The 23,643-nt window shown below is 31.8% G+C and carries 27 protein-coding genes; 11 read left to right on the forward strand and 16 right to left on the reverse strand.

Annotated elements, in window-relative coordinates:
* Positions 1–277 precede the first annotated feature (277 nt).
* The 4 genes from BLW31_RS21305 to BLW31_RS21320 all read left to right on the forward strand — a co-directional run bounded on the left by BLW31_RS21305 (position 278) and on the right by BLW31_RS21320 (position 3,763).
* Positions 278–634 carry a plasmid mobilization protein gene (locus tag BLW31_RS21305; protein WP_007557662.1) on the forward strand — a complete coding sequence of 119 codons (357 nt, stop codon included), beginning with the start codon at positions 278–280 and terminating at the stop codon, positions 632–634.
* Positions 635–1,067: 433 nt separating this feature from the next.
* Positions 1,068–2,630 carry a relaxase/mobilization nuclease domain-containing protein gene (locus BLW31_RS21310; protein WP_007559083.1) on the forward strand — a complete coding sequence of 521 codons (1,563 nt, stop codon included), beginning with the start codon at positions 1,068–1,070 and terminating at the stop codon, positions 2,628–2,630.
* A 16-nt stretch (positions 2,631–2,646) separates the two neighbouring features.
* Positions 2,647–3,270: a ParA family protein gene (locus tag BLW31_RS21315; RefSeq protein WP_004295355.1), complete on the forward strand. Its 624-nt coding sequence runs from the start codon at positions 2,647–2,649 to the stop codon at positions 3,268–3,270.
* Positions 3,271–3,328: 58 nt separating this feature from the next.
* On the forward strand, positions 3,329–3,763 hold the full coding sequence (locus BLW31_RS21320; RefSeq protein ID WP_007557648.1) for a hypothetical protein: 435 nt from the start codon (positions 3,329–3,331) through the stop codon (positions 3,761–3,763).
* Positions 3,764–3,851: 88 nt separating this feature from the next.
* Here the strand turns inward: BLW31_RS21320 and BLW31_RS21325 are convergent, their stop codons facing one another.
* Together BLW31_RS21325 and BLW31_RS21330 are read right to left on the reverse strand one after the other, a co-directional pair.
* Complete coding sequence (locus BLW31_RS21325) at positions 3,852–4,574, reverse strand: TetR/AcrR family transcriptional regulator (RefSeq protein WP_007559082.1); 723 nt, start codon at positions 4,572–4,574, stop codon at positions 3,852–3,854.
* Positions 4,575–4,576: 2 nt separating this feature from the next.
* Positions 4,577–5,812, reverse strand: coding sequence for an aminotransferase class I/II-fold pyridoxal phosphate-dependent enzyme (locus BLW31_RS21330; protein WP_007559081.1), 1,236 nt, complete (start codon positions 5,810–5,812; stop codon positions 4,577–4,579).
* Positions 5,813–5,980: 168 nt separating this feature from the next.
* Here BLW31_RS21330 and BLW31_RS21335 point away from each other — a divergent pair, with 168 nt between their 5' ends.
* From BLW31_RS21335 to BLW31_RS21360, 7 genes are all read left to right on the forward strand, one after another.
* The gene (locus BLW31_RS21335) at positions 5,981–6,979 is read left to right on the forward strand and encodes a DUF7689 domain-containing protein (protein ID WP_004295351.1); all 999 of its coding nucleotides are present in this window, start codon (positions 5,981–5,983) and stop codon (positions 6,977–6,979) included.
* 211 nt (positions 6,980–7,190) lie between these two features.
* Positions 7,191–8,513, forward strand: coding sequence for a BSAP5b family pore-forming toxin (locus tag BLW31_RS21340; RefSeq protein ID WP_005647361.1), 1,323 nt, complete (start codon positions 7,191–7,193; stop codon positions 8,511–8,513).
* A gap of 9 nt (positions 8,514–8,522) precedes the next feature.
* Complete coding sequence (locus BLW31_RS21345; RefSeq protein WP_007559167.1) at positions 8,523–10,202, forward strand: BSAP5a family pore-forming toxin; 1,680 nt, start codon at positions 8,523–8,525, stop codon at positions 10,200–10,202.
* 43 nt (positions 10,203–10,245) lie between these two features.
* Complete coding sequence (locus BLW31_RS21350; protein ID WP_005780925.1) at positions 10,246–10,674, forward strand: hypothetical protein; 429 nt, start codon at positions 10,246–10,248, stop codon at positions 10,672–10,674.
* A 236-nt stretch (positions 10,675–10,910) separates the two neighbouring features.
* Positions 10,911–11,486, forward strand: a complete 576-nt coding sequence (locus BLW31_RS21355) for a hypothetical protein (RefSeq protein WP_010539470.1) — start codon at positions 10,911–10,913, stop codon at positions 11,484–11,486.
* Positions 11,473–11,622, forward strand: a complete 150-nt coding sequence (locus BLW31_RS24565; protein WP_157998596.1) for a hypothetical protein — start codon at positions 11,473–11,475, stop codon at positions 11,620–11,622. The genes BLW31_RS21355 and BLW31_RS24565 overlap by 14 nt, the downstream gene beginning before the upstream one ends.
* Positions 11,623–11,702: 80 nt before the next feature.
* Positions 11,703–12,521 carry a nitroreductase family protein gene (locus tag BLW31_RS21360; RefSeq protein ID WP_004342663.1) on the forward strand — a complete coding sequence of 273 codons (819 nt, stop codon included), beginning with the start codon at positions 11,703–11,705 and terminating at the stop codon, positions 12,519–12,521.
* Positions 12,522–12,625: 104 nt separating this feature from the next.
* Here BLW31_RS21360 and erm read toward each other — a convergent pair whose 3' ends face one another.
* The 14 genes from erm to BLW31_RS21430 form a co-directional block, all read right to left on the reverse strand.
* A complete protein-coding gene (erm, locus tag BLW31_RS21365; protein WP_010539471.1) occupies positions 12,626–13,426 on the reverse strand; it encodes a 23S ribosomal RNA methyltransferase Erm in 801 nt (266 codons plus the stop codon).
* Between the two features lie 19 nt (positions 13,427–13,445).
* Complete coding sequence (locus tag BLW31_RS21370) at positions 13,446–14,426, reverse strand: IS30 family transposase (protein ID WP_004343809.1); 981 nt, start codon at positions 14,424–14,426, stop codon at positions 13,446–13,448.
* A 424-nt stretch (positions 14,427–14,850) separates the two neighbouring features.
* Positions 14,851–15,237 carry a helix-turn-helix domain-containing protein gene (locus BLW31_RS21375; RefSeq protein WP_007559164.1) on the reverse strand — a complete coding sequence of 129 codons (387 nt, stop codon included), beginning with the start codon at positions 15,235–15,237 and terminating at the stop codon, positions 14,851–14,853.
* Positions 15,230–17,185: a type IV secretory system conjugative DNA transfer family protein gene (locus tag BLW31_RS21380; RefSeq protein WP_004295345.1), complete on the reverse strand. Its 1,956-nt coding sequence runs from the start codon at positions 17,183–17,185 to the stop codon at positions 15,230–15,232. The genes BLW31_RS21375 and BLW31_RS21380 overlap by 8 nt, the downstream gene beginning before the upstream one ends.
* Positions 17,186–17,188: 3 nt before the next feature.
* A complete protein-coding gene (locus BLW31_RS21385; protein WP_004295344.1) occupies positions 17,189–17,413 on the reverse strand; it encodes a hypothetical protein in 225 nt (74 codons plus the stop codon).
* A gap of 174 nt (positions 17,414–17,587) precedes the next feature.
* Positions 17,588–18,031 (reverse strand): hypothetical protein, encoded by a 444-nt coding sequence (locus BLW31_RS21390; RefSeq protein WP_007559162.1) that lies wholly within the window; start codon positions 18,029–18,031, stop codon positions 17,588–17,590.
* Positions 18,032–18,041: 10 nt separating this feature from the next.
* On the reverse strand, positions 18,042–18,314 hold the full coding sequence (locus tag BLW31_RS21395; RefSeq protein WP_004295341.1) for a hypothetical protein: 273 nt from the start codon (positions 18,312–18,314) through the stop codon (positions 18,042–18,044).
* The gene (locus BLW31_RS21400) at positions 18,305–18,583 is read right to left on the reverse strand and encodes an HU family DNA-binding protein (protein WP_004295340.1); all 279 of its coding nucleotides are present in this window, start codon (positions 18,581–18,583) and stop codon (positions 18,305–18,307) included. The genes BLW31_RS21395 and BLW31_RS21400 overlap by 10 nt, the downstream gene beginning before the upstream one ends.
* Positions 18,584–18,594: 11 nt before the next feature.
* Positions 18,595–18,948, reverse strand: a complete 354-nt coding sequence (locus BLW31_RS21405) for a hypothetical protein (RefSeq protein ID WP_004295339.1) — start codon at positions 18,946–18,948, stop codon at positions 18,595–18,597.
* The gene (locus BLW31_RS21410; protein WP_007559158.1) at positions 18,945–19,781 is read right to left on the reverse strand and encodes a topoisomerase C-terminal repeat-containing protein; all 837 of its coding nucleotides are present in this window, start codon (positions 19,779–19,781) and stop codon (positions 18,945–18,947) included. Before BLW31_RS21410 ends, BLW31_RS21405 begins: the two co-directional genes overlap by 4 nt.
* Positions 19,782–20,489 (reverse strand): hypothetical protein, encoded by a 708-nt coding sequence (locus BLW31_RS21415; protein WP_007559156.1) that lies wholly within the window; start codon positions 20,487–20,489, stop codon positions 19,782–19,784.
* Complete coding sequence (locus BLW31_RS21420) at positions 20,470–20,973, reverse strand: PH domain-containing protein (RefSeq protein ID WP_005647342.1); 504 nt, start codon at positions 20,971–20,973, stop codon at positions 20,470–20,472. Before BLW31_RS21420 ends, BLW31_RS21415 begins: the two co-directional genes overlap by 20 nt.
* Positions 20,970–22,079, reverse strand: coding sequence for a toprim domain-containing protein (locus BLW31_RS21425; RefSeq protein WP_007559154.1), 1,110 nt, complete (start codon positions 22,077–22,079; stop codon positions 20,970–20,972). Before BLW31_RS21425 ends, BLW31_RS21420 begins: the two co-directional genes overlap by 4 nt.
* A 4-nt stretch (positions 22,080–22,083) precedes the next feature.
* Positions 22,084–23,643 carry a DUF3945 domain-containing protein gene (locus BLW31_RS21430; protein ID WP_007559152.1) on the reverse strand — a complete coding sequence of 520 codons (1,560 nt, stop codon included), beginning with the start codon at positions 23,641–23,643 and terminating at the stop codon, positions 22,084–22,086.

Raw genomic sequence — 23,643 nt, forward strand, 5'->3', positions numbered from 1 at the left:
TGCACTGGAGAGAAACCGGGAAGGTATTTGATACCGTACTTTTCCGGGTTCTGCCCGGCATGGACGATAAGAGAACATTATTATGATACCAAAAAAACTTATCTAATTGTATTTTTTTCCCTTTTGTTTGGGAGGGTGTTTAGTAATTTATATATTTGCGTTTGTAGAAATTAATAGCAAGATGTGTTTTTGTGGACACAAAAACCAAATCTTGCCTGATAAATCAGGAGTTTAGCCCCCTCGCAACTTGGGGGCATATATTATTTAGTATCATAGTATGAAAGCAAATAAAAGAGATAGAATAGTGAAAGTTCGCTTAACGAATTTAGAATATGAAGAACTAACTAAAGCTTCTAAATCTAGCAAATGTATGTCAGATTATTTTAGACAGAGAGTCTTTAGGAAAGGAGTTGGTCTTATTGACCCTAAAGAATTTATTCGTTCGATGGATGAAATTTGTTTGGAAATGAAACGTATAGGAAATAATATAAATCAGTTGGCTAGGTATGTAAATATTCATAAGGAAGAAGTTAATCAAGAGGTTCTTAATGAGGTAGAAAAGAAAATGGCAGACTATGTAATTATGCAAGATAAATTGAATGTTACTTGGCGTAAGTTGATGTCAATCAAATAATATATGTATATATAATATTTATATATATAATTTTAGTGATAAAGACAGCGTTACTATTTCTTTTCCCTAAAGTTCCTTGTGTCGTTTCTCTCTATACCTGAATACAGGAAAACGGCTGCATCATAAAAGAAAAGACACCGACACCATTCAGGAACTACCGCCCATCGGCAAAAGGATTGCATCTAATTGATACCTTTTCTGCCTGCACTGGAGAGAAACCGGGAAGGTATTTGATACCGTACTTTTCCGGGTTCTGCCCGGCATGGACGAAGAGAAAACATTATTATGATACCAAAAACTTTAGGGGAAAATATTATATATATAAATAATATATGAATATATAATATTTGTATATTTATTGTATGAATAAATTATATTGAAATATTCTTTTATTGAATATTTGTTTGTATATTTGCGGTGTGAAGTTATAAATATGGTAGTAGTAGTTTTAAAAGCGGCAACTTCTTTCGCTGGTATTGATTATAATGAGCGAAAGAATGAGGAAGGCAAGAGTGAACTTCTTGTTGCAGAAAATTTTGCTATGAATCCAGATAATTTGAAGAAGTCGGATTATATAGCTTATATGGAATCTGTCTGTAGGACTAATCCAGCGGTCAAGGCAAAACAATTTCATGCAGTGATTTCATGTAAGGGGCGTGAATATTCGGCAGAGGATTTGAAAAATGTAGCTTTGCAATATATAAATAAAATGGGTTATGGAAATAATCCTTATATGATATATTTTCATTCTGATACAGAAAATAATCATGTACATATTGTTTCTACACGAGTACAGAAGAACGGACAGAAGGTAAAAGATAATATGGAAGCTGTGCGCTCACAGAAAGTCATAAATCAAATAATGAATGTTGATTTAGCTTTGAAGGCTAAAGATGATATTTCAAAATACATGGAGTTTTCTTTTTCTACAGTGCAGCAATATAAGTTGTTACTTGAACAATCAGGATGGAAATTAAGAGAAAAGGATGGATTATTAATTTTGTATAAGGGTGGTGAAAAGCACGCTTCAATTCAATTAGAGCAGATAAAAGATAAAGCTAAACAATATACACCTGATGAAGAAAGAAGAAAACAGATAACAGCTCTTTTATTTAAATATAAGCAAGGACTTTCCTATACAGAACTTCAAACTTTGATGAAAGATAAGTTTGGTATAAATTTAGTCTTTCATACAGGAAAAGGACATACTAAACCTTATGGATATACATTAATTGATTATAGAAATAAGAGAGTTTTGAAAGGTGGGGAAGTTATGGATTTGAAGGAACTTTTAGTAGAGCCTAATAAACAAGCAAAAGTTGAACACTGTAATAGTATAATTAATCTTCTTTTGAAAGATGGAACAAAATATACAATGGATAGTTTCAAGAAATTAATGTTAGATTACGGTTATAGGTTTTCAATGAATGGCACAATATTTATAAATGGTGATGATAAGGCTTTATTGGTTCTTGATAAAAAACTGTTGAAAGAACTTAGATATAATAGCAGAGTGTATGAAGCAAATAAATTTAATGTTGCTACACTTAAAGAAGCCGAGTTGTTAAGTAGAATTTATCATGTGAAAAAAGATGATATTTTGATTCAAGAGCATATGGATAAAAAAAATACTGTCTATACTGATATGATAAATAGTTATTTGGCTCATAGTTCAGATTTACATTCTACATTAAGAGAAAAAGGAATTCTTTTTGTTGAAGATGATAATTTAGTTTATCTAATAGATAAAAAGAATAAAGTAATCGTAAGTACTGATGATTTAGGAATCAATATTATAAAAGATGGCTATAGTAAAGATAGGATTACTCTAGTTACTCTTGATAAGATGGAAAGAATAAATGTTGAACAAGATTCAGAACTGGCAAGGGGATTTAATCTGATTGATGCTATTTGTGATATTCTTAGCCAGCATATAAATGTACAGCAAGATAAATCTCCTAATAGGAAAAAGAAAAGAGGACAGCAACAAAATTAATAAATATAAGTAAGATATGATAATATTATTTGGGAATCAGAAAGGCGGTTGTGGTAAAACGACTAATTGCATACAATTTGCCAACTATCTAGTAGAAAAAGGAAAAGAAGTTCTAGTATTGGATTTAGATTTTCAGCGTTCATTATCGGATAGAAGAAAAGAAGATATTGCGACCTATGATAATGAACCTAAATATGAGGTTATACAAACCGATATATCTAATGTTGCTAAAATTATTAGTGATTTTACTAAGGTTGAGCAAGGAAATCTATTAATAGATTTGCCTGGTAAGATTGATGATGATGCTCTGGGAACTATTCTTAAAGCTGCGGATATAATAATATGCCCATTTAAATACGATAAATTTACAATGGATAGTACAGGTTTTTTTATCCAAGTGTTACAGTATTTAAATGTAAAAGCTAAAATATTCTTTTTACCTAACAATATGAGAACTGCGGTAAGATATGAAACAAAAGAACAGGTAGTTGATATTCTTAAGCAAGTTGGTTTTGTTACAGATGAAATACCAGCTTCTGTTGCTATGGAACGTATAAATACATTAGCAATTAGTAATGAGTGTATTGATAAGGTGAAGAATGCTTATGATTATATCATTCAAGAAGGAGCAATAAAATAAAATATTCTTTTAATAGATATTTGTTATAAAGTTATTCATTTATTGTATATATTTGCACATGGCTGATAAATTAAGGAAAAAGCAAAATGAAGGTATTTCTAGTGTTCTGGAAATAGCTAAAATGATAAGAGGTGAAGAATTGCATGGGAGTAGTATAAATGAAGCTCCTATTCAAGAAGCTAAATATGAAGTTGAAGAGGAGAAAGAACCACTTCATGTAGAAATGGAAACAACTTCTTCGGAAGTTTTTAATTTTAATGGCTCTAGTGAAATGGATTTGACGGACTTATTAGAGTACATTAAAGGAAAAAATTATAATTGCAAGGAAGTTCTATATGTTGATACAGATGTAAAAGAGGTGTTTGGGTTGCTCAAAGCTAAAGCCAAAATACCTATTTCATCTTTAGTTTCGTTTATTTTGGAAGATTGGTTAACTAAACACCGTAGCGACATAAGTTCTTTGATTAAGCAAAAAAAGAACCGTTTTCTTTAGTACAGAAAAAGGGTCGTTTTGTGAAACAAAAGATTTTTGGTTAGGCTATAGACCCGTCCAATGGGTTTTTCCTCATTGGACGGATATTTTAGATAGAAACAATAATTTCTTTAGGGATTCCTGTATAATATGCTATTTTTTCTACAGGAATATTATCTTCTCTCATTTTTATTATAATATCAATATTTTCTTTAGTAATAGAAGAAGGTATAAACGTAAATAAAATGTCTGACAATTTGCTTATAGCCTTAATAACTTTTTGTTTGTCAGATTCTTTTTTTAAGTCTATTTCACTGAAAGTTGAAAGTTTATCATGCAAAATAAGATAATATATTCCTCCTATTATTAGTGCAGATATAGTTACAATGTCAATATCTGTATTGGAGAATATGTTTGAGAATTTTTGGCATAAAGGTAACGTGTGCAATTCCCGTAGTTGAGCGGTACGTTGACTAGTTTCATTGTTATTAGCTAGTTCCCATTTTAGAAGTTCTTGCATGATTTTATTTTCTGATAAAGATTGAAATAAACCTACAAGAATGTTCATATATAGTGCTTTATCGTTACTAGATTGTTTTTGTGATTTTACAATATCGCTAAACCAATAGTCGTATTTTTTTACATACTCGTCAATGAACTTATTCAAATCATCATATCTGTTATAGAATTGTACAGGCTCAATTTCAGCTTGTCGCATAATACCTGTAACTGTTAGATTAGAAAATCCTTCAGTTTCAATTAAATGGGTTGCCGCATTAATAATGCTTTCCTTTATGTCTTTGGCACTTCTTCGCTTTCTCCTTTCTTTCATTATTATTTTATTTTTATGTTCTTATTTATATCATTAAGAGTATTGACTAAAGATTCTAATTGTTCAAGTTTATGCGTGGCAAGAACGCTGACCCTTAATCTTGCTTCTTTGGTTCTTACAGCCGGATATACAATTCCAATTGTAAAGATACCTTTTTCTTGCAACATTTTAGCAATTTCGTAAACCTTTTTATTATCTCTTATCATAATAGGAAAAATAGGGGAAACAGATTTTCCTATGTCGAACCCTTCTTCTTTCAACCGTTTTCTAAGATAGTTCGTATTTTCCCAAAGTTTGGTTCTTATTTGTGGTTCTTTTTTTATAATCTCTAAAGCTTTTAGTATGGATGCTGTGACTTGTGGGGTAGGGGCTGCTGAAAACACATTGCTGTCCGCATAAAATTTCAAGTATTGTATTATCTTCTTCGAAGCTGCTGCAAATCCCCCTACGCAACCAAATGACTTGCTGAATGTGCCAGTAATAATATCAATTTGACCTAAACAGTTATAGTATTCAGCTGTTCCTCTGCCATTGGCTCCCATTACTCCTATTCCATGTGCATCATCTAACATCAGCATGGTTTCATAAGTCTTGCAAAGAGTAATAATTTCCGGAAGTAAAGACAAATCCCCATCCTGGGAATATACACCATCTATTATTACAAGTTTAGTTTGATATTGCCCTTTGACTTCTTTTAGTACCTTCTCCAAATATTCTAGGTCGTTATGCCCAATTCGTTTTATATTTGTTCCTTTTAGTCCAGCCATTGCGCTTGTGTGGATATAAGGGTCTATCAATGCAATATCATTTTGACCCAATAAGGCTCTTAGTATTCCGGCATTTGCTCCAAATCCGGAAGAAAATAAAATAGCTTCTTCTTGTCCTACAAAAGAAGCTATTTCTTTCTCTAGCTGTTGGTGTATGTCGAGATAACCACCTATTACTTGTGCAGCGCAAGCACCTGTTCCATATTTTTTTATAGCATCTATACCTGCTTGTTTAGTTTCTTCTCTTTGTGACATACCTAAATAATCATTAGAAATAAATGCAATAACAGGTTCGTTGAAGCCTTCAATTGCCATTGTTGAACCGATACCTGTATGTGAAGTTATCCAATAGCTTTTACATCCGAAATCATTTAGTTGCTCAATGTACTGCTGGAAATCATTTGCTCTCTCAATAGCATTTTTCCCATAGGATAGTTCAAAGTCTTTTAATGAATGATAAGTTTTTTCCATATTAGTATAATTTAGATTGTATATTGCAAAAATAGCAAATATATTATGTTTTTAAGCATTAACAGTGGAAAAAACAATATAATTCTTATATTATATACAATTTGTATTGTATATTTGCGATATGCAAATGCATTTGCTGAATAATTACTAACTTAAAAATATCGTTTTATGAGAAAACAAATTTTAATTTTATTAGGTTTCTCTTTTAGTCTTATTGCTTGTCAGCAAAACGAAGAGATTGGTTCTGTGGAGGATAATGCCAATCCAAACGAACTTACTACTAGAGCTGCTTCTATGAGAAGGGTTCCTACACAAGCGGAAAAGGATAATCTTAAAAAGGATTTCCCAAATTTAGATGTAAATAATATTTCTGTAACAGGAGAAGCAACAGGTACATATAATTGTATTGCTTATTCTATGGGGATAACTAACAAATGGATTGACCCAGAATCTTTTTACAATGATTTTATAGAACAGTATAAAAATGCTAAAACTTTATATGGTTCGTCTTGTAATTATGAACAGACTAGTACAGAAGGTAGCAATGCTACTGTTGATGGTTGGGGAACAAGTAGTATAGATATGACTCATGGAAGTGTTGTATATAGTAGCGGTACTTGGGAGTCAAAACTTGGGCGTTATTTGCGTATTACCCATAAAAGGAGTGAGCTATCTGGCACTTTGTATGGTAGAATTTTGGTTTCTTTTATCGAGAGTAGAACAAAGACTGATATGTCGGAGATAAAGGAACTTGCAAAACAGATAGCACAAGAAGATATTGAACTTTCTGATGCAGAAAAACAAGCTGTCATTGATAAAGCTGCAAATATTAATTGTGAGGTAAAGACTAAGTTTAACGATTTGTTTAATTCATGGAACGAAGAAATTTCAATAAATCCACAAACTAAATATAGTTCAAGTACTCTCGCTTATACAACATTACCACAGTTTAAAGAAATGCAAGCGATGGGTAAAAATATTATTCCGTTAATAATGGAAAAACTTTTAGATGAAGATAATTTCTTTTTGCTTCCTCTATATGATGCTATACAGACTGATTCTCAATTAAAAATAAGCTATAAGAAAGGTGATGCAAAGATTCTAGAAGGAGAACAGAATAAGGCTAAAAGAACAGTTCGTCTTTGGCTAAGTCTTTCGGGAAATTAAGTAAAATATAACTGACTTTTTGGGATAAATAGCTCTTAACGTAATATGCTGTAAGAGCTATTTATATATTTACCTAAAAGTTTTTGGCATCATGGATTTGTTTTCTCTTCGTCCTTTTGTATATGTGGCGTATTCGCGTGCGTCAGAAAGTAAATCTACGTGAACTCTATTGTGTATTTGTTTCTAAGGACATAATTTTAAAACTATATTTATGAAAAAAAAATTCTATTCTTTTTGGGGCGTAAGTCAATTATTGGTAGGAGCAATGACTATTGGTCTTGTCTCTTGTGAAAAAAGTTCTGAACTTTTATATGATTTTTCGGAAACATCAGAAAGTTCAATCCAGTCAAGAGCTATCTCTGTTGCTGACTCTGTGAGTCTGTTTTCTAATATAGATGAGTTTAAAAAAAAGCCAGAAACGAAATCTTATTCTTATTATCCTGAGACAGATGAATTTTATTCATCAAATATGTATGCTGTTAGAGAGCTTCCTTTTGCGTTGAAAGTCAGAGGAGGTGGAGTGGTTGGACAGCCTTATCTTTCTACTCAAGGAATGAGAAAAGAATTGATACTTTCAGCTTATAGTTCTTCAAAATTCTATTTAAAGATTTTGCCACCTAGTAGTGGAATACCATATTTGATTTATTCAAAGTCTTATAATAAGCCATTGGTTTGTGGTCAATATAACAATGACCCAAACAATAAACTTGTTTTTGTTTGGGACTCGGAAGATATAAGTTCTGGAAGTTGGGACCTTATACCATCAACATATAAAGGATATTTTAATATTGAAAATCAGACATATTTAGGAACGGCAGACCCCAATAATCCTTGGAGTGTGTTTAATTATTCTATAGAAGTAAAGAGTAATGGGCAGGTAGGGTATGCAAAATATAATAAGCAACCACAGCAAGAGTTTCTATTAGAGTTTCAGGATAAATTTAAAGTAAAAGAAATAGCATTTGAACCTAAAGCTGTAGTGACGGAATTAGACCCTGTTGTTGTGTATTCAAATGGTCAGACAGGAGCAGTTGCTGGACCATCAAATATTACAATTTATGCAAAAAAAGATGTAAAAGATACTTCTTGTTATACAGAAAAAGGAGCTTTGAAAATTCCAATGGCAAATGAAGAACAAATGTTTTTACGTCCTGCAATAATAGCCGGGCAATTTATTGCCCCTGGCAATTTTAGTAGTGGGGAAATGCCTGATTCAACAATATTTTTGCCTAGAGCTCCTTATACTTCCACAACGTATGAGATACCTAAAACATTATCGGTGACTATTCCGGTAGAAGTTGATGAGCCATCTTTAATTAAAGTAACGACTTATTTAAAGAAATATAGTGTAAAGGCTGACTATACTATTACTATGACTTATCGTAATGGAAATGAGGCTAATGATAGAGAAGTTAAATTTAAAGGTTCTTGGTATGGAATAATAAATACTACATCAAAGGCAAAACCAGACGAAATAGTAACAATTCCTTTAGAAGAATATATGAAAAGTTTATCTAATAATAATCTGCAATAAGAAAAGATTATGAAATCAATATTATATATAATAATTTTATCTGTTATAGCTCCATTGTTTATAGCTTGTTCAGAGGATTTGAACTTATGCGCACAGCAAAATACAGTGGTTGAAACTGATTATTCATGTGATGATGTGATTCTTCAAGAACGTAATCCATCTCTTCCAGATGTTATTACAGGACAACCTTCTTTTGATGAAGAGTTGACAAGAAGTGGTGAGATGATTGGGGGAACTGATAAATATCTAGGTTATGGTTATAAATTGCTTAAGGGGAATTATATACCAAGTGATTTTGATAACTTTACGCATTCCATACTTGATATTGAATCTCTAAAAGAATATGATGAATCATATATTGATGAAAATTATCCTAACTGGAACGACCAGTCATCGTTTGCTTATTATGATTTTAATAATTATACGCATTTTTCATCAATAAGTAAAACTGTGAAAAGTGGATTTTCTTTAAATCTAGGATTTTTTTCTATAGGGAAAAAGAAAACGACAACCGAAACATTTAGAACTTTTATTAATGAATCAAAAGAACAAGCTTATGGGGAAATGAATATATTGTTTGCTCATGGCAAATTTACCTTGTTAAGTTCCAATGGTTCTAATAAAGTGTTTGCAAGGCAGTTTTTAAGAAGGTCTTTTATTAATAATTTATATACCTCTCCTATATCATCTATCATTGATTCATATGGAGATTTTGTTGTTGTTGGTTATTATACAGGTGGAAGAGCTTTTGCGCAATATATGGGTAATGCGGATTCAAATACGAATGTTGAACAGAAAACTAAATCCTTAGAGAAAAATATTAATGCTTCACTTGTATATAAAGGTGATTCACTTAATGGGTCGTTCGGATTTAATGGAAAGGATGGTACTTTTGATTCTACAGTTTACAAAAGACAAGATATATTTATACGTGTAAAAACATTGGGTGGTATTCAAGATGAAACAGGTGTAGTGAATACTACAATGGCACTTAAAGACATAAATATAAACTTGCAATCTTGGAGAAAATCATTAAATGATTCAAAAAATCATACAGTGATTGATTTAATAGAAGAAGGATTATATCCAATGTCGGATTTTGTACTGGAAAGAAACTTTCAAAGACGTTTTGATGATACTTCTAAGGAAATTCTTCTTCCTGTTACAAGACTTTATACTCCGTCTATTACGATTGCAAGAGTATTGACAAAGACATCTGCTTCGGGAGAAAGTTTATATGATGTAGCTGCTGTGTTAACAACAAGACAGGGTGACCAAATAGTATTGAGTAAAAGTAATGCTACGGATGCGGAATTAAGGCAAAATGAAGATGATAATGTTTTTATCAAAAAAGCCCAAATTATATCGGCAGAAATATCAAGGTATTTCAGCTCTGATATTCAGATAAGTTATAATACTAGAAAGCGTATTAATCCTCAAATGCGTTCTCCGCTATGTATGGTTTTGGAGAACTTCAATGAAAAAGGTTTCTGTAAGTACTATCATGAGGCAACTAATATGGAATATTTATACGACCCAACTACCAAACTCTGTTTTTCATTTTTTGCAGATGAAAGAGATGAGAGTTTGCTGGAAGTATATGGTCTTAGTTCATGGGCTTCTAATTTAGTAGAAAAACAGATTTCAATAGCAACATTAGCAAATCTATACACAATTATAGGATTGTAATTTTGAAGTCTGGTATTTATATTAATATAATCTATTTTAATACATGGTACATTATTTTAAACAATCTTGCTTATTAATGCTTTGGGCATTATTTTTAGTAAACATAAGTTTTACAAGTTGTGATGATAAAAATCCAGAGGTACAAATAGGAGAACTTACTCCCCAAAAACTATATCAAACCTCATGGCGTGGTACAGGTCGTTGTGATGCTTGGGTAGTTCCCAATATGGGAGTAGGTATGCAATTTATAGATACTCAATCGGGGAAAGTAAATTGGGAAAGTTACGATGAAATTGATATTACTTACAAAATAGAAGGAAAATATATCATATTTAATAGCAATGCTTTATATTTAGGTGGTGCTCCTTGGGTTATTAAAAGCTATACCCAAAAACATATAACTCTTATACAAAATGAAGCAAGTCCAGATAAAGAGAAAGTAGCTATAATAGAATTAGATAGGATAGATTGATTTCGATTGTATTGTTAAAAGGTATGTATTTGGATGCTCTCTTTTCATATTATAAGTATTTGTTATTATACTGGTATCATTTTTATGAAATGGACATAGGGAAAAGAAGATTCTCGTGTTGCTCTTTCTGGGTTTCGGGGAGTGAAGGATATTAATCACATATTCATATTATTTATATACATTACGTAGTAGAATCAAAATTTTGGAGAAGAAAAATTGGTAACAAACTTGATAATTTGTTAAAAGGTATTGATTTTTCAGATGCTTATGTGAATACAAGAAAAGAGTTTCGCAATTTATCACCTATTGAAGCTAGAAAGGATGCATTTAATCATTATCAAAGCATTATTGAAGTGCTATATGAGGGATTGAATAAAAATTATACAAATGATTATCAGGCTCGAATTGATTTGCAATACTATTTGAATTCCAATAATGAAGTTGAATTAGGGAATAAGACAAAAATTAAGGTAACCGATGATTTCTTAAATGGGATTGAGGTTTATATGATTGTAGAAAAACCATTGAAAGGGAAAGAGATTAAAGCTAATGAGGAGTATTGTATTCATGGTATCCGATATTTAGATTATATTGACAGGTTCGATAAAGATTTGATAGAAAGTTTAAAAAACTTATTTATTGAGAATCAATATTACGAAGATAATAACTTTCCCACTGGAGAAGATAAGGTATTAAAGAATTTTGAACCTATTGGTGGAAATGATGAATCATACTTGAAAACACCTTTTGATTGGGACAACTTAATGAAAGAATCTAATGGACAAAAATTAATACAAAATGGCAGCTTGTAACAAGGGGTGTAGCCAATGTGGGTTGACATTGGAACTTCGGAGCGGTTTCGCCCGCTCGGGCGTTTTCGTCGGGGGACGAAAACGTAACACGCTCTCCCACACTTGCCACACCCCCAGCCGTTATGCACAAGCTTAAAAAACTTCATTGCATTTAAATAGCTTGACAATCAGATTCAAACAAGTAGTATTAATGAATAAAATTTAAAGGAGACAAAAATGCCACAAATTCTTATAGACAGAAAAACATGTTCTAAATGCAATACTTGCGCAACTGTATGTGTAATGGGAATCATTGATAAATCGACAGCCTTAAATTATCCAACCATACCTGAAGAAAAATTGGATTATTGTTTAAAATGTGGTCATTGTGAGTCTTTTTGTGCACAGAAGGCTCTTACCTTAGATTTCCTTCTTGACGAAAAAATTAATACGTCTTTTTTGGATAGTCAGATTGAACCACAGAATATAGCATTGTATATAAAAAGTCGACGTTCTGTGAGACATTATTCTTCAAAGACAGTTAATAAAGAGTTAATTGCTAAAGTTATTGATATAGCCCGTTATGCTCCATCTGGAGGGAATGGACAACCAGTAAAATGGATTGTTATTCATAAACCATCAGAGGTAAATCGTGTTGCAAGTTTAACCGTTGATTGGATGCGAACTATTCAAAACACATCACATCCTCTAGCAGATTATGTACCTGCAATAATTTCAACTTGGGATAGTGGTTTGGATTTGATTTGCCATAATGCTCCCCATTTACTTTTTGCACATGTTCCTATTGAGCCAATTGATGACCCTACCGAAGCAATTATTGCTTTGACTCATTTTGATATTGCTGCGCCCGCTTTTGGTATCGGTACATGTTGGGCTGGATTCGTAAAGTTGGCTATAGACAATTATAAACCATTAAAGGATTTGTTATCAATACCAGAAGAACGTAAAGCGGCTTGTCCAATGCTATTTGGATATTCAAGTTATAAAATAACTTCTATTCCGAGACGCAATCCTGTGGATATTACATGGAAGTAAAATAGAAGTTACTTAATGACTAAAATGGTGTATTAAACAGTTAATCTTGATTCAGTAAAAAAAATAATTTTGTTTTACTGAATCAGACTCTAATCAACTAACAATTAAGAGGGATGGTTTTTTTCAGGAACTCTCTCCAACATTTCCAAAAAACAACATTCCCATTGTTTTGCAGCCAAACTAACAATTTGACAATTAAGATTTATTCCATATTTATCAGCAATAACTCTGACTTGACTTTTTCTGAATATTGTCTTTAATACAGTTCTGGCTGGCAAATCGGGTTTTTGCAACAAGAAAGTGAGAAAATTCAGATATTTTCTTTTCAATTCATAACTTATTGACATTTTTTTTCTTTCAATCTTTAAAAGTGCTGACTTGACTTTTGGTGGTGGCAAAAAACTCTCATGAGATATTTCATACATAAGTTTTAAATCAAAAAAAGTATGATAAAACACAATATATGGATTGAAAACTTTTTTTGAAAATAACTTTTGGACAGGTTCAAGTTGCATTATCAATGAACCACCCATAAAATGCTCAACACTATCAAACATCAAGGATTTTAAAATTTCAGAAGTTATTCTGAAAGGGATATTAGACACAACTTTAAAATTTCTTTTTGGTATGGTGTAACATCTAAAATCACAATCAATAATTTTGACATTCGTGTTGTTAGAAAACTTGTTTTTTAGAATGGACAATAGCGATTTATCATTCTCTATTGCAATTAGATTTGTGCATTGACGAACTAAATGAACAGTCAAAAATCCTTTTCCGGCACCAATATCTATAACAGTGTCGGATTCATTTATTTTCGCAATTTTAATTGCATCATCTATCAGCACTTTATCTATAGTAAAATGCTGTCCCGTGTATCTTACGGGCAGTTTATTTTTTATCATTACTTATTTCTTGCTGAATTCAAGTTCCAAATGCAACGGAATTCATATTAATAATTTGTTTAAATTTTTCGTTTGGTGTGAGGTATCCAAGTCTTTTACGAGGTCTATTATTTAGATTGTTTTCAATCCATTTAATACGCTTGTTGGTTACTTCACTAAAGTCCGTACCCTTTGGGATATACTGCCTGATAAGACCGTTAGTATTTTCATTGGCACCACGCTCCCAAGAGTGGTATGGCTTACAAAAATAGAAATTAATATCTAATTTTTGTGCTATATCCTCGTGTTTTGCAAATTCTTTTCCATTATCAGCCGTTATTGTGTGTATTAAGTTTTTTACTTTTCGTAATGCCCATACTGTAATCTTTGCTACAGGGATGGCTTCTTTCCCTGATAGCTTACGTATCCATACTCTGCTTGTTGCTCTATCATTAATGGTTAGAATAGCACCTTTGTGATTCTTTCCAATAATTGTATCTATCTCTAAATCACCAAATCTTTCTTTTTGCTCTACAATTGAAGGTCGCTGATCAATCTCCACTCTATTCGGAATAAATCCTCTACCTGCGTTTTTAGAACCACGCTTTGAATATTTGCGTCCTTGCCTTCTAAGAGATTTATGAAGATCCCCACCTTGTCGTTTATCTTGCCATATCCAACAATATATAGTTTCGTGAGATACCATAGCTATATTTTCTACTTGGCTTCTGCCCACTATCTGCTCTGGGCTCAAGTCCTTTCGTAGAAGCTTTTTTACACGCTTCTTCATAGCTTGTGTAAATACCTCCTTTCGCTTCTTTTCAACCTTACGTTTATCTGCCTTTCTTTGGGCAAGATCAGGGTTGTATTTTCCACTACGACTATCGCAATTGCGTTTTATTTCTCTATAAATATTACTCCTATCAACTCCAATAGCTTCAGCTATATCTTTTTTACTCATCGGAACTTGCAACATCTTAGAAATTGCATACCTTTGCTTTTCGGTTATATGTTTACTCATCTACAACTTTTATTTCTTTGGACGGACAATAAAAACAAAGATAGTAACATTTATCCATTCAGCAGAGAACAGAGGGAATTGTCTCTCTTTTCTCTCTGAAAAAAATATTACTTATGCAGCTATTAATCCTTTTCTTTAAAAGTTGCATTTATAACTTGAACTCAAGATATAATATGGCATTTTGTCCTTCTTCTTTTTCCCTATAGTTTTATGGTATCAATTCTTTGTGTCCGGCTTCCAGCAGCTTTTTGTATTTGGTATCAAAAAGGAGTTCTTCAGGGTGTACCAGGGACGATAATTCGGTATCATTTCATCATGCTATATACGCCCATCAGTGCCAGAACTCCAAAAGAATAGGTATCACAAATTCTTTAAAGTAATATTGGAAAATAAAAGAGAGTATTTTGTACTCTCTTTTATTTTATTAGGGCTGTAATAAATTGATGGCTTTTTGAAGATTAGCTTCTAGCTCTTTTTTAGCGTTTGACATAGCATCCTCATAGTTTTTTTCTGATTGTCTTATAATTTCTATTATAACAGAATTATAATTGGCTTTTTGCGCTTCATCTTCTTCTGTATTAGAAATCAGATAAAACTTTTCACTAAATATTAAATCTATAAAAACATAGTTAGAATAAAAATTCAGCACTTGAAATAAAAGTTTTAGGCTGCCCCCTTTTCCTAGTTCAAGATTTGAAATCGCATTTTGTTTACAGTTCAGCTGTTCTGCTAATTGAGCTTGGGAATATCCTATATGCTCTCGGATTTGCTTTAACCTTGTGCCTAAAATTGGTAATGTAATGTTATACATATTGTTCTATTACTGTTTCTACTTCGTCGTATATTCTCTTAAAGTTTTTTTGCAGTAATTTCTCTCTATTATCTGCTGTCCCAAAGTTATATACTTTTGGCAGTTCTTTGTAGGCTTCTTCTTCTTTCTTAATTTTTTTTAAATCTAAATTGGTTTTGCAATGGTACATCGCTGTTGGAAAATTATCTTCTTGTCCAAAATCTAATGCAACTTGCCCTACTAATGTACCAGCTTGTAATGAAGATATTTTGGATGCCGGGATAACAAAATCCATTTGTTCATTCATATTAATTGTTGTTTCGTTTCTTCTGATAGTAACACCTTCTTTTACTTGCTTAACTTTTCCAAATAGTTTTTGTAGCCAATCTAAAGTTTCAGGAGCTTTAGCTTGCCCGGATAAAGTGTTACCTATAATAGAAGTTATAGTTTTTGCGGTAGCTTTGCCGTATTGTTCTTCTAATTGCGGTAGTTCCTGTAATCCCAAACAAATTGAAACCTTATTGCTACGTGCAGTAGAAAGTAGTGTTGCAAGTTGATAAAAATATAATGTGGGACATTCATCTACTATGATTGAAGTAGGGTAGTTACCTTTTGTATTGACAAGTCTAGTTAATCGGTTAATGATAAGTGCATTTAAAGCACTATTCATGCTTTGTGTTTTAGGGTTATTTGCAATGATAAGATAACTAGGGTCTTTTTTATCTGATACTTTTAAATTGAAATCATTGCCACTAAATACCCAAAAAGATTCTTTAGTAGCCAGTCTTGATAACTGTACTTTTAGACTTGCCATCTGTCCTTCTAATTGGTCCACTGCTCCTGATTTATATGCAGCTTCAAATGGGGAAACTAGTGATTTTAATTCAGGTTCGGAAAAGAGGACTTTAAAAAGTACGTCATATTCTTGATTAAGGAAAGCCAGTACATGCGGTAAATCTGAATATTTGCCATTCTCGTATCTAGACCAAAAATAAATAGAAGCTGCTAACAAGTTTACTGCTGATGTTTTAAAAAAATCGCTATTACCTCCACTTCCTTTGTCGCCTTTTTGTAAACTCTCATATAATGCTTCTGCCGTTTCTGTTGCATCTGCTAGGATTTCTATATATTCTCGTTTCAATGGGTTTATTCTTCTACTATATTCAATATCAGAAAAATTAATGACATTGAACTTGAAATTACTTGGTATTTTTCCTAATTGCTTGTTCTTTTGATAATTATAATATGCAATTTTGGCAAGTTCAGGAAATTTGAAGTCGTAAACAACTTCTGCAAATCCTTTAGCTGAATGTTGTCTTATAAAAGAATTTATAACAGAAAAAGATTTACCACTTCCAGGCGTTCCTATTACGAAAGTTCCACGAAAACAGTTACATATATTCAGCCACCCATTATGCCACTTTCTATTGTAGAAAAACTTCATCGGAATATTGACAGAGAATTCTGTTTCTACCTTGTCTTTAGATTGTTCAAAGCTTTCATTCTCTATATTAAATCTATCTTTCATAAAGTTTGATTTAATACGTTTGGAAATGTTATCTAGAGCTGAATTTATTAATGTCGCTCCAATTATTGATAGTATAATGTAAGCTATATTATACCATTCTAAACTAGTTTCTCCTTTTTCTTTAAAGAAAAGAAAGCATATACTTCCAAAGAACATTATGAATCCAAAGATTAAAGGAAAAATGATTTGTTTAGTCGGGTCTAATTCTAAATCCTTTTTTGAACGTGTTCCAATGCAAGTAACCATTATAATAAAGAATGTAAATAGTTTACTATAAAGAATATTAGAATAGATAGGAATTTTTGCCATTTTTGATAATAAGGGCATAATTTGTTCACTAAAGGGAAAATGAACAAATAGTAGAATCTCTATGCAAACAGTTATATAAATGAATGCTTGCATGAATCCATATAGTTTTTGTAATTCTTTGCTTTCTTCCATGATTTAATCGGGTATTTTAACTTTTTCAGGTTCCTCACATTGAAAAGCCTTGAAATCTTCTATAGCTAATTTCAAGTCTTCTAAAAAATTGCTATTGCAACCTTTTTCTACTGCTATCTGGTAATATGCTTCCATTGCTTGGACGGAACAAATATCTGTTCCGCATATTACAAAAGCTGGAATGTCTTCTAATAGGCACTTGTGTAATAATCTTTTTTGGTCTTTCATTTTATTAATTCAAATGAAAATACCACTCTTTTATGCAGTGAGAGTGGTATTGGTTTTTATTTTTTGGTATCATAATAATGTTCTCTTATCGTCCATGCCGGGCAGAACCCGGAAAAGTACGGTATCAAATACCTTCCCGGTTTCTCTCCAGTGCAGGCAGAAAAGGTATCAATTCTACTGGTAATTTTCCTGTCCGAATATATGTTGAACCATTGCATAATTTTCACCACTGTTAGACTTATGCAGCTTATCATCAATAAAAATTTTTACTTCGACTGTCTTAGGTAGCTGTAAATTTTCAAGGTTTTCTTCATCTTTAGGTATAGGGTAGGCAGATAGCCATAAATATGTTCCTTGTTTGGCTTCTTGCTCAAATGTGAATGGACTTTCTACAATAGTTTCTTTGGCAGCTTCTTCGGGAGCTTCGGAAGAAATATCTACTCCTACTGTATAATGTATTAGAAGTTTGAAATTTTCTGGGTCGCTTACGGTAGCTTCATAACGTACTTTTCCTGTATCTCCTGTAGGTGGAGTATCAGGGTCGTTGTTATCGTCTTTATTGCATCCAGACAACATAAGGCTTAAACCAATCATTACTAATGATAAATACTTTTTCATATTGTTTCTTTTAAATAGTTGATAATTCAATGTGTATCGTTCCATTTGCAGCATTATATGCTACTTCCTCAATATTGGTGAACCGTCTTATTGATTCTTTCCATTCTTCTGTTTGTGGATTGTGGTAATATTCTTCTTCTAATAGACTTATCAAATTATTTATTTGTTTGTCAGATAGATAAATCTTTTCTCCAACCCTTGGAACTACAGGTAATTGGATTGGTATAGAAATATTGTTCACACCATCTATAGGAATATGGATGTTTATTTCTATCATAGCCATTTCATGTTTAGTATATTTTTGGACGGCTTAAATTTAACAACTTCCTTTTCTGGAACTTCTACAGGTTCTCCAGTTGCCGGATTTCTAGCTATCCGAGCTGGCTGAATAATCTTTTTGAAAGTACCAAAATCTTTTATAGAAACATCTTTTTCTCTTAGATTTTGAGATAATTCTTTGAAAAAACTATCAATTATTTCTGCTACTTCTTTTGTTGGTTTATTTGCCTTTTCAGCAACCATTTTGATTAAATCAGTCTTATTCATTTGCATATCAATAATATTTAATTACTTAAATCACTTAAACAAATTTCAGGAATAATTTGGGTATAGTCTTCTGTATCTGGTCTATAATGTATTGATTCAACTATATTGACCTCACAGATAACATCATATACCCATGCTTTAAAATTCCCTTCTAAATCATCTTCACCATCATTGAATTTATTAAAATCACTTTTAGCTTCATCTGTTAGATATTCTAATAAATTTTGATAGGTAAATTCATTCTGAAACATTATAATGTGAGGTGAAATTTCTTCGCCTATCCTTGGAAGATGCGGAAAATTCCAATCACCCTTTACCTTCATTCCTCTCTCTTTAAAAAAATGGCTATAAATTATAAATTCTATTTTCATATTAGTTTTATTTTAAAATCATCGTTCAGTACAAGCTTTCTTTCCATCGGTTGCCCGTTTTTATCATGAAATCCAGTTAACACAGGTGTTTCTTTTTTCTCGCAAAGTTCTATTGCTTCTTCGGGAGTTATAGAACGTCCTGACATTTCACGCCAAATGACAAAATCACATTTTATGGCTTCATTTCTATAGTTGGAACAATTATAGGCTTTTTTGTTTATATATAAGTTTCCTCCACACTTAGGACACTTACACAATGTATTGTCAAAAGAAATATCTAAGTTCTCTGTTAGAACCAGCCGTGAAGAAAAATCATTTCCTTCTCTTGATTTAAATCCAGTCATAAACGGTGTTTTTTTTCCTCTGGCAAGTATTTCTGCTGCTTCCAATGGTATTTCTCTTTGTGCAATAGTTTTGGGTATATAGAGGTTACAAACTCTGTTGTTGTCCTTGTCCTTTTGTGAATACCCTTTACAAGCATATCCATTTAGTAAAATTTCAATTTCTCTACCACACACAGGACACGGAGTTTCTAATACTTCATTTACGAAAGAAGGAATAACGATTCCATTTTCGATAGTCAGATATGCAGAAAAAGGAACTCCTTTTTTATTATGGAAGTCATGAAATATATCTGTTTTCCCTGTTGTTATTAATTGCCTGGCTATTTCTTCTGTAATCTCTTTTCCCCAATATGAATGATAAATATTAAATGTACATTTGTCATTCATGTTTTTGAAGTAATTACAGGAATATCCTAAACTGCCTTTCATTATGTGTCCTTTCTGGCAAATAGGGCATAAGCCTAAATCTTTGATTGTATCATTATCCATTTAATATCCTCCTTTACTAATCCATTTAATACCGTTTAAAATATTATCTACTTTTTGTTTCCCACTATTTACATATTTAAATTGTCCGGGTACAAGTGTTTTTAGTACTCCAGCCCTTTTAGCGGATTTCATTTGTCGGCATACAGCGTATGCAAGTCCTCGCATTCGTCTAAGTTCATTGACCACATGAATACATAAATCTATCCTTTGCTTATTATCCATAAGATTTTTTTCACCGCCTTGCAATGCTATATTGTTTATGTATATCATTAAATCTACACTTCGACTGATAAGCTCATACTCTGTTTTTGCAATTATGGTTAATAATTTAGGGTCTCCAACTGCATATTTAGCTGCTTCGGATTGGTATTTAGCTATGTCTCTAGCTAAGGTTGAAGCATAAATAATATCTTTTCCATTTTTCACAACTGCATTAACTGTAGAAAGATAGTTGTATGTCTTCTCCTGTAAGGATTGAATTTGATTCATTTTTTGTTGGATTAAAATTTGAAAGTTGCGGATTTTTGTTTCCTCACTTTGTATGTCTTTCAATACACCTTGTTGCTCCTGATGGGAATAAACCAATGTTCCAATCATTACCGGGTCAATGACAATAGATTGTGCTAGTCCTTTTATGTTGCCTAACAGTAACATTAGGGAAAAAAATAAAAGCACTCTTTTCATATCATTATCTGTTTGTAAATTCATATATTCCTTTTTTCTTTTTTTGTTCTTCTACTCTATTTCTGATGGTTTGAATTATATCACTATTAGCTTTAAGACCATTCATCAGTAGTTCTGGTGTTGATTTATCGCCAGAATAAATGTAGATATTGGTGTTGTTTATTAAAGACTGGATAAAACTTTGCTTTTCTTCATAATCATATACACGATATAATTCTATGTAGTTAATCCTTTTTGAAAGCACTCCTTGATATATTTTTATTTGCTCTCTAGTTATAATCCATTTTGTACAAAGTAACATTGAAATATATCTGTAGAAAATTATAAATATCAACAATACTAATATCGTTCCACTGATAAATTTTAATAATTCATGTTCTCTTATATATTTACTAAAAATGAATACGAAAATCGCTAATGTGATTAAAAGGAAATTCTTCATTAACCAATATCGGAATTTAGGCTTTAATATAATATCATCAGAAGCTATGTTTGTTCCATCATTCATAACTTAATACTTTTTTTTTGTTCATGTTGTTTCATTAGAATTTCATTGAAATCTTTTGCTTTTTCTGCTTTATGAGAAATCATAGGAGCTATTATTTTGCTTTTTTCCCTAAAACTTTCTAGTGAAACGTCATTTTTGTTAATAGTGAATTCTCTACCCTTAGTTTTAAACAGCACATCATCTTTATTTTCTTTTATTGTCATTTCTGTATTACTAATGATTCCAGACACTTTAATGTCATACAAATTACCGTTTAAATCATTATCAAAACAGGTATGTACTTTAGCTTGTGGGTATCGCAATAAAGTGTTTTTTATTTGATTAACTGAAATGTACCCTCCTACACTACAAAAAACACTTTCTTCTAATTTGATTTTGTTAGCATTGAGCTGATAGAAGCTCATAGCATCTAAAGCGGATTCTGCAAAGTATATATGTTTTGCCATTTGGGGGTGTGGGCAAAAATCAGCAATCCAAAGCGAGTTACTTTTATCACCTCCGGCAGCCATTCCTTTGAATCCATAGTTTCTTAATTCGTAATTTGTTACTTTGTTGTCTTTATCTTTTGGATTAATATAGGGAAAACCTATATTATAATAATTGCCGTTTCCTTGTAAGTCTTTAACCCTTGTGATAAATGGTAGAAACTTTTCTACGACTTGATGATTTATATTTCTTTCATTTGTGAGAAATCTTAAATCAGCGAGTGTAGTAGGAAATTCTTTATATCTATCTCTGTCAAAAGATTTGTTTTCTGCTTTTACAACTTTGAATGCTTCATATTTAGGACTATAAGGCTCATTTGCGTAATGTCCTAAAATCATATTGATTCGCACAAATGTATTTTGATGTTGGAATTGTGGGAAGTCGTTAATATGATTTTTGATGAACTGAATTAAATCTCCACCTTTATAATTCCTATCATAGTAGTGTTCTTGTACACTATGAGGATTCTTGATGATGATTTCATCCAACTTGTTACCTGCTCCGTCTGTCAGTTTAAAAACAGGCGAAACCTTTCCTTTGCTAATGTCTTGTTTATATCCTAAATCTTCAAGTATTTGAATGATGGATATTTTAGCCTTATAATCGTCAAATGTTAGCATAATATTATAGTTTCATTGTTGGAGTATCATTATTTTTTCCGTAGGTTCTACCATATCCGAGAATAGATGCTTCTTGCTTCGCTGTTGCTTTAATAGAACTATCTATTTTATCCATTTGGGTAGATATTTGTTCTCCGACAGTTTGTTTAGTAGCTTCCCTAGAGCTGGAATATGTTTTTTCTACTTCCTTGTAAGAAGCATAATCTTTAGAAAGTTTATGTTTCTCTAAAAAGGCAGCCATTTCGGTGGGTTTATCTTTAAAAATTTCATCAATCCCTTTAGCTCCTTTTTGGGCTACAAACTCTAATCTTTCTTTATCAGATATATATCTTTCTTTCCCTATTGTTTGTTCTTTCTTTTCAGTCGCTTTAATTTCTATAGTATTTGCATCTTTGATTGATAATCCATTTCTGGCATTCAAATCTAGTTTTACTTTTGCAGCTTTGTTTAGTTCCTCGTTTACAATGGTAATTTCTTTTCCATTTTTGAGATTTTCTTGCTGCATAGGAGTAAGCTCTATTCCTCCAAGTTTTTGGGGAATATGAATGTCTTTTGCTTTTATTGATACTATCTCATTAGTATCTTTGTCACGTTGGTGCAATGTTCTTTCTCCTTTTGAATTAGTCTTTACTACGACATTATCAGCTTTTAGGGCTTTTATTTCATCCTTAGTAAAGGATAAATCATTTTTTATTTCTTGTCGTTTAGGAATGAGCAAGATAGCAATCCCAGCGATTGGGTAAACTACTGTAATAGCTGCGATTGCTAGTTTTCTAGCATTGATACCATCAATTTTGATGCGTTTACCTTCTTCTTTGAAATCAATTTCGTTGGTTTTTAATTTAGATTTATTTTCAGGTGTATTCTCGGCTGTTATATATTTAAGAGTTGTTGCTTTCCCCTCAAAATGGAGTTTTCCATTTTCTGTTTTATAAGACACTTTTTCATTGTCTAGAAGTGTTCTATTACCGGGAGTATCTTCAATGGAAAAATTTAGCATACCTGTTTTTTTCCCATTTTTGATGTTTGCAATATCTTCGGGGCTTAAATTTTCCGGTTTAACTCCTACTTCATTAAACTTGTTCCAGTCTATATCAACATATGAACCTTTACCATCTAGGGTTTGGTTTTGTTCATAAGCATATCGATAAAGGTCTTCTCCTTTATATGCAATTTTATTTTCAAGGTCAATGACTGTAAATCCGTCTTTATATCCTTCATTCTTGTTAGTACCTTGTTTTATATCATCCCATTTTATAATTGCAACATTGTGGTTTTCTCGTAAATATTGGCTATATTCTTGGAAATTATTGCTAGCTTGTTCTTTATCAAAGAAACTGATTATTCTTTCTTTAGATTGCTCTAATAAAGATTCTCTATTATCTCCTAAATTGCCAAGTTTAAGTGTATTCAGTGGATAAGTATATGTTTCATTACCTTTGGAAAAGGTAATATCACCATTCCGATATTCTTCTGAATATCCAAGAATTGCTGCTATTGCTCGGAATTGTCCGGCATTTTCATAACTATATTGCAAAGCTTCAAATTTTTTCTTTTCTTCCAT

Source organism: Bacteroides faecis MAJ27, assembly GCF_900106755.1.
Lineage (GTDB): Bacteria > Bacteroidota > Bacteroidia > Bacteroidales > Bacteroidaceae > Bacteroides > Bacteroides faecis.

Excerpts from the sequence above, each read along its gene's own strand:
- BLW31_RS21370 (WP_004343809.1), bottom strand. The coding sequence starts at position 14,426 with ATGAGTAAACATATAACCGAAAAGCAAAGGTATGCAATTTCTAAGATG.
- BLW31_RS21420 (WP_005647342.1), bottom strand. The coding sequence starts at position 20,973 with ATGAATGATGGAACAAACATAGCTTCTGATGATATTATATTAAAGCCT.
- BLW31_RS21305 (WP_007557662.1), top strand. The coding sequence starts at position 278 with ATGAAAGCAAATAAAAGAGATAGAATAGTGAAAGTTCGCTTAACGAAT.
- BLW31_RS21400 (WP_004295340.1), bottom strand. The coding sequence starts at position 18,583 with ATGCAAATGAATAAGACTGATTTAATCAAAATGGTTGCTGAAAAGGCA.
- BLW31_RS21415 (WP_007559156.1), bottom strand. The coding sequence starts at position 20,489 with ATGAATTTACAAACAGATAATGATATGAAAAGAGTGCTTTTATTTTTT.
- BLW31_RS21350 (WP_005780925.1), top strand. The coding sequence starts at position 10,246 with ATGGTACATTATTTTAAACAATCTTGCTTATTAATGCTTTGGGCATTA.
- BLW31_RS21405 (WP_004295339.1), bottom strand. The coding sequence starts at position 18,948 with ATGAAAATAGAATTTATAATTTATAGCCATTTTTTTAAAGAGAGAGGA.
- BLW31_RS21310 (WP_007559083.1), top strand. The coding sequence starts at position 1,068 with ATGGTAGTAGTAGTTTTAAAAGCGGCAACTTCTTTCGCTGGTATTGAT.
- BLW31_RS21395 (WP_004295341.1), bottom strand. The coding sequence starts at position 18,314 with ATGGCTATGATAGAAATAAACATCCATATTCCTATAGATGGTGTGAAC.
- BLW31_RS21375 (WP_007559164.1), bottom strand. The coding sequence starts at position 15,237 with ATGTATAACATTACATTACCAATTTTAGGCACAAGGTTAAAGCAAATC.
- BLW31_RS21425 (WP_007559154.1), bottom strand. The coding sequence starts at position 22,079 with ATGCTAACATTTGACGATTATAAGGCTAAAATATCCATCATTCAAATA.
- BLW31_RS21380 (WP_004295345.1), bottom strand. The coding sequence starts at position 17,185 with ATGGAAGAAAGCAAAGAATTACAAAAACTATATGGATTCATGCAAGCA.
- erm (WP_010539471.1), bottom strand. The coding sequence starts at position 13,426 with ATGATAAAAAATAAACTGCCCGTAAGATACACGGGACAGCATTTTACT.
- BLW31_RS21390 (WP_007559162.1), bottom strand. The coding sequence starts at position 18,031 with ATGAAAAAGTATTTATCATTAGTAATGATTGGTTTAAGCCTTATGTTG.
- BLW31_RS24565 (WP_157998596.1), top strand. The coding sequence starts at position 11,473 with ATGGCAGCTTGTAACAAGGGGTGTAGCCAATGTGGGTTGACATTGGAA.
- BLW31_RS21430 (WP_007559152.1), bottom strand. The coding sequence starts at position 23,643 with ATGGAAGAAAAGAAAAAATTTGAAGCTTTGCAATATAGTTATGAAAAT.
- BLW31_RS21385 (WP_004295344.1), bottom strand. The coding sequence starts at position 17,413 with ATGAAAGACCAAAAAAGATTATTACACAAGTGCCTATTAGAAGACATT.
- BLW31_RS21335 (WP_004295351.1), top strand. The coding sequence starts at position 5,981 with ATGAGAAAACAAATTTTAATTTTATTAGGTTTCTCTTTTAGTCTTATT.
- BLW31_RS21345 (WP_007559167.1), top strand. The coding sequence starts at position 8,523 with ATGAAATCAATATTATATATAATAATTTTATCTGTTATAGCTCCATTG.
- BLW31_RS21320 (WP_007557648.1), top strand. The coding sequence starts at position 3,329 with ATGGCTGATAAATTAAGGAAAAAGCAAAATGAAGGTATTTCTAGTGTT.
- BLW31_RS21410 (WP_007559158.1), bottom strand. The coding sequence starts at position 19,781 with ATGGATAATGATACAATCAAAGATTTAGGCTTATGCCCTATTTGCCAG.
- BLW31_RS21315 (WP_004295355.1), top strand. The coding sequence starts at position 2,647 with ATGATAATATTATTTGGGAATCAGAAAGGCGGTTGTGGTAAAACGACT.
- BLW31_RS21340 (WP_005647361.1), top strand. The coding sequence starts at position 7,191 with ATGAAAAAAAAATTCTATTCTTTTTGGGGCGTAAGTCAATTATTGGTA.
- BLW31_RS21330 (WP_007559081.1), bottom strand. The coding sequence starts at position 5,812 with ATGGAAAAAACTTATCATTCATTAAAAGACTTTGAACTATCCTATGGG.
- BLW31_RS21325 (WP_007559082.1), bottom strand. The coding sequence starts at position 4,574 with ATGAAAGAAAGGAGAAAGCGAAGAAGTGCCAAAGACATAAAGGAAAGC.
- BLW31_RS21360 (WP_004342663.1), top strand. The coding sequence starts at position 11,703 with ATGCCACAAATTCTTATAGACAGAAAAACATGTTCTAAATGCAATACT.